The following is a 4,708-nucleotide window of genomic DNA, read 5'->3' on the forward strand; positions in this document are numbered from 1 at the left end:
CCGGCGCGATCCGGTCCGCCACCGTGGTGCATGCCTTGCGGCGCAGGAAGCTCAAGTACGGCATGGTGACCATGTGCGTCGGCATGGGCCAGGGCGCGGCCGGCATTTTCGAGCGGGTCTGACGTGAGCCAGGCGCACCTGTTCGACACGGCCATCGCGCTCGCGCCGCACGGCGAAGGCGAGTGGCGGGGCAGTACCAGTGCGGCCTACGCCAACATGATCGGGCCCTACGGCGGCATCACCGCGGCGCAGGTGCTCAACGCGGTGCTGGGGCACCCGGACCGGCTGGGCGATCCGCTGGCGCTGACCGTCAACTACGCCGCCGCCGTCGCCGACGGGCCGTTCGTGCTGCGGCCGCGCGCCGCGCGCACCAACCGCTCGACCCAGCACTGGATCGTCGAGCTGCTGCAAGGCGGGCAGGTGGTGGTGACGGCTACCGTGGTCACCGCCGTGCGGCGCGACGCCTGGGGCGGCCACGAGGCGGCCATGCCCGAGGTGCCGCGGCCGCTGGACGTGGCGCGCACGGCGCAGCACGGCGTCGAGTGGCTGCAGCGCTACGAGATGCGCTTCCTCCAAGGCAAGGTGCCCGACGTCTGGGACGGCCGCACCAGCGACCAGAGCCTGACCCGATTGTGGGTGCGCGACGAGCCGCTGCGCCCGCTCGACTTCGCCTCGCTCACGGCGATGGCCGACATCTTCTTTCCGCGCGTCTGGCTGCGCCGGGCCAAGCTGGTGCCCATGGGCACGGTGAGCATGACGGTCTACTTCCACGCCGATGCGGCGCAGCTGGCCGCTTACGGCAGCGGCTTCCTGCTGGTGCAGGCGCGCGGCCAGGGCTTTGCCGGCGGCTTTTTCGACCACGGTGGACAATTGTGGAACGAGGCCGGCGACCTGCTGGCCACCACCCACCAGGTGGTCTACTACAGGGAATGAGGTTCATGACGTCTGCGAACGCCCCGGTCGCGGGGATCGTCGGCGCCGGCGATGCCACCGGCGGCGCCATCGCGCGCCACTTGGCGCGCGGCAGCCACACCGTCTGTACGGTGCGCCGTTCCGCCGACGTGCTGCAGCCGCTGCTGGATGCGATCCGCGCCGAGGGCGGCCAGGCCCATGGCTTGGTCACCGACGCCCGCAAGGAAGACGACGTGGTGGCGCTGTTCGCGGACATCGAGCAGCGCATCGGCACCGTCGCCACGCACGTGGAGTTCTGGTTCGACGTCGGCAGCCCGGCGGCCGACCTGGCCTGGATCCAGCTGCCGCGCCTGCTGCGCGCCACCGGCGCCGAGGTGGAGTACAAGCCGTTCCTGCTGGGTGGCGTGTTCCAGGCTACGGGCAACCGCTGGCCGATGCAGGTGGTGGCCAGGGGCAAGTACATGCAGGACGACCTGCAGCGCTTTGCCCCAACGCTACGGAGTGGAGTTCAGCCACAACCCGCTTTCCCGATCAGAACGCTGACACTGATGCGCGGTGCGATCGGCCTGCAGATGCGCGAGCCGGGGCGCTTGCGCGCCTACCTGGACACGGTGTTCCGCGCGATCTGGGTCGAAGGCCGCAACATGAACGAAGTGGCCGCGGCGGCCGCGGTGGCCGCGGTGCTGCAAGGCGCGGGCTTCGACACCCAGCAGCTGCAGGCGCTGGCGGCCGATCCGGCCGTCAAGGACAAAATGAAGAAAGTGACGCAGGAGGCGGTGGAGCGCGGCGGGTTCGGCGCGCCCACCTTCCTCGTCGGCAAGCAGATGTACTGGGGCAGGACCGCCTCGATTTCGTCCAGGAGGCGATCGCAAAATGAGCAACGACCAAGACATCCTCGTCCACACCGAAGCCGGCGTGGCCACCATCACCCTGAACCGGCTGGCGCGCAAGAACTCGCTCACGGCCGCCATGTACGGCGCCATGGCCGATGCCTTGACCGCCGCCCAGGATGACGCGTCCGTGCGGGTGGTCGTGCTGCAAGGGCACGAGACGGTGTTCAGCTCCGGCAACGACATCGGCGACTTCCTGAACCAGCCGCCGGCCGGCCAGGACGCGCCGGTGTTCCGCTTCCTGCGCGGCATCGCCAGCTTTCCCAAGCCGCTGCTGGCGGCGGTGTGCGGGCCGGCCGTCGGCATCGGCACCACCATGCTGTTGCATTGCGACCTGGTCTATGCCGGCGACAACGCGGCCTTTTCCATGCCGTTCGTGAACCTGGGCCTGTGCCCGGAGGCGGCTTCCAGCCTGCTCGTGCCGCAGATGCTCGGCTACCACCGCGCGGCCGAGGCGCTGCTGCTGGGCGAGCCGTTCATGGCAGAGGCCGCGCTGGAAGTGGGCCTGGTCAACCGCGTGGTGCCGCCGATGGAGACCAATGGCTATGCCCAGGCCCAGGCCAGGAAGCTGGCGGCCAAGCCGCTCAGCGCCCTGGTGGAAACCAAGCGCCTGATGAAGAAGGGCCAGCAGCAGCTGGTGCTGCAGCAAATGGCCGACGAGGGCGCCAGCTTTGGTCGCATGCTGCAGGAGCCGGCGGCCAAGGAAGCCTTCACCGCCTTCATGGAAAAGCGGCGGCCGGACTTCTCCGGGGTCTGACCGGCGCCACGGCCTACCTGGAAGGCCGCCGCCTGGCCGCGGCGCGACCTGCATTCGATGGCGCGGCAATCTTCTTGCCGGAGTCCTTCATGAAGAGATGGCACAAGCTGGCAGTTGGGACCCCGGCCGCCGGGGTGGTGGCGGGGCGAGAAGCTGGAACAACTCGGGCTGGACCTGCCGGCACGGGAGGCGCTGGTCGTGCAGGACTTCGTCGATGCGCTGGATGCGGCAAGGCAGGACGACATCGGCGATGACCTGTTGCGCCTGATGAGCTGTTGCTGGAGCGGGCGGCGGGCCTGTCCTGACCGTCACGGCGCGCGCCGGTCGCCCTGGCAGTGGGGCCGTTCGCGGCCTCCGCCGCCGGCCGTTGCCGTCATGCGTCCTTGTTGACCGCAACCCGGAAGAATTTCGGTGCCAGCCGCTGCACCACCGCTCCTTCGAAGGCCCACGTCATGCACTGCCCCATGTAGAACGGCGGCTTGTCGCCGGTGACGCCGGGCGGATTCGGGGTGTCGTTCTGCGTCTCGCGGTAGTGCGGGATCATCTGGAACGCCGCGGTCGCCGCGTTGAACACCAGCTCGCGCAGATGGGTGCAGCCGGCCACGCCGCCGATCGCGCCGTCGATGGCCTTGCGCCAGCCCGGGCCCATGGTCAGGCCGACCAGCTTGCGCATCGGCATGTCGGCCGCGCTCTGGCACTCGGGGAACGGGGTGGCGCGGGCGGCGGTCTGGATGTCGCGGATGGTCAAGCGGTCGTCGATCGTCAGCCGCACGCGCAGCAGGTGGACCGGCTCGCCCGGCTCCAGCACGCCGCGTTCGCGCATCTCGATGCGCATGGCCTTGGTGTCGCTCAGCGCGCAGTCGATGTCCCACAGGCCGTCGTCGCGCAGGAATCCTTCGAACGTGATGCGGCGGACATGGATGGGACGGCGCGGGGCGGGCATGGGCAACTCGGACATCCACCCATCTTAGGGCGGCGCGGACTACAGCACTTTCGGCTTCCTCCGACGACCCTTTGCGCGGCGCGGCCCTACCGTGGCTGGAGCATGGCAAAAGAACGCAAGAGCGCCGGCGCGTCCGACGCCGACCCCGGGGAGCCGGCCGCCGCCAGACAAGGCTTCGTGCGCGTGCGCGGCGCCCGCGAGCACAATCTGCAGGACGTGGACGTCGACATCCCGCGCGACGCACTGGTGGTGTTCAGCGGCGTCTCCGGTTCGGGCAAGTCGTCGCTGGCCTTCGGCACCGTGTATGCGGAAGCGCAGCGCCGCTACCTGGAATCGGTTTCCCCTTATGCGCGCCGGCTGATCGACCAGGTGGGCGTGCCGGACGTCGATTCCATCGACGGGCTGCCGCCCGCCGTGGCGTTGCAGCAGCAGCGCGGCCAGCCGAGCACGCGCTCGTCGGTCGGCAGCGTCACCACCATCTCCAGCGTGCTGCGGATGCTGTATTCGCGCGTGGGCCACTACCCGCCCGACCAGCCCATGCTGTTCGCCGAAGATTTCTCGCCCAACACGCCGCAAGGCGCCTGCCCGCGCTGTCACGGCCAGGGCCGCACCTATGGCGCCACCGAAGCGTCGATGGTGCCGGACGATTCGCTGTCGATCCGCGAGCGGGCGATCGCCGCCTGGCCGCCGGCCTGGCATGGCCAGAACCTGCGCGACATCCTGGTGACGCTGGGTTACGACGTCGACAAGCCTTGGCGCGAGCTGCCGCGCAAGGACCGCGACTGGATCCTTTACACCGACGAGACGCCCACCGTGCCGGTGTACGCCGGCTTCACGCCCAAGGAAACCAAGCAGGCCTTGCGCGCGAAGCTGGAGCCCAGCTACATGGGCACGTTCACCAGCGCCCGCAACTACGTGCTGCACACCTTCGCCGGCAGCCAGAGCGCGATGATGAAAAAGCGCGTGTCCGGCTTCATGGTCGGCGCCCTGTGCCCGGCCTGCCACGGCAAGCGGCTCAAGCCCGAAGCCTTGTCCGTCACCTTCGCTGGCCAGGACATCGGCGCGCTGGCGCAGTTGCCCATCGACGCGGTGGTGGAGATCCTGCGCCCGGTGGCCGCGGGCCGGCTGCCGCAGGCGACGAACCACGGTGACATACTCACGCGCGCCGATTCGCGCAGCGCGGCGCGCCAGCGCGTGGCCGCCGGC

Annotated in this window: 5 protein-coding genes and 2 pseudogenes; 6 read left to right on the top strand and 1 reads right to left on the bottom strand. The window is 69.9% G+C overall.

What is annotated here, in order from left to right; all coding sequences use genetic code 11:
* From JWP65_RS02035 to JWP65_RS02055, 5 genes and pseudogenes are all read left to right on the top strand, one after another.
* On the top strand, positions 1-122 hold a 122-nt coding region (locus JWP65_RS02035), incomplete at its 5' end, for a hypothetical protein (RefSeq protein WP_299759863.1).
* 1 nt (position 123) lies between these two features.
* On the top strand, positions 124-933 hold the full coding sequence (locus tag JWP65_RS02040; protein WP_299759860.1) for a thioesterase family protein: 810 nt from the start codon (positions 124-126) through the stop codon (positions 931-933).
* Positions 934-938: 5 nt separating this feature from the next.
* A pseudogene (locus JWP65_RS02045) lies at positions 939-1,157 on the top strand (SDR family NAD(P)-dependent oxidoreductase); the annotation flags it as partial.
* Positions 1,158-1,199: 42 nt separating this feature from the next.
* Complete coding sequence (locus JWP65_RS02050; RefSeq protein WP_299759865.1) at positions 1,200-1,925, top strand: 2-hydroxychromene-2-carboxylate isomerase; 726 nt, start codon at positions 1,200-1,202, stop codon at positions 1,923-1,925.
* On the top strand, positions 1,828-2,559 hold the full coding sequence (locus tag JWP65_RS02055) for an enoyl-CoA hydratase (RefSeq protein WP_299759867.1): 732 nt from the start codon (positions 1,828-1,830) through the stop codon (positions 2,557-2,559). The genes JWP65_RS02050 and JWP65_RS02055 overlap by 98 nt, the downstream gene beginning before the upstream one ends.
* 373 nt (positions 2,560-2,932) lie before the next feature.
* Here the strand turns inward: JWP65_RS02055 and JWP65_RS02060 are convergent, their stop codons facing one another.
* Complete coding sequence (locus JWP65_RS02060; protein ID WP_299759861.1) at positions 2,933-3,517, bottom strand: DUF2889 domain-containing protein; 585 nt, start codon at positions 3,515-3,517, stop codon at positions 2,933-2,935.
* A gap of 87 nt (positions 3,518-3,604) precedes the next feature.
* On the opposite strand from JWP65_RS02060, the pseudogene JWP65_RS02065 reads away from it, so the two are divergent.
* A pseudogene (locus tag JWP65_RS02065) lies at positions 3,605-4,708 on the top strand (excinuclease ABC subunit A); the annotation flags it as partial.

Source organism: Ramlibacter sp., assembly GCF_028292805.1.
Taxonomy (GTDB): Bacteria; Pseudomonadota; Gammaproteobacteria; order Burkholderiales; family Burkholderiaceae_C; genus Ramlibacter.

Excerpts from the sequence above, each read along its gene's own strand:
- JWP65_RS02060 (WP_299759861.1), bottom strand. The coding sequence starts at position 3,517 with ATGTCCGAGTTGCCCATGCCCGCCCCGCGCCGTCCCATCCATGTCCGC.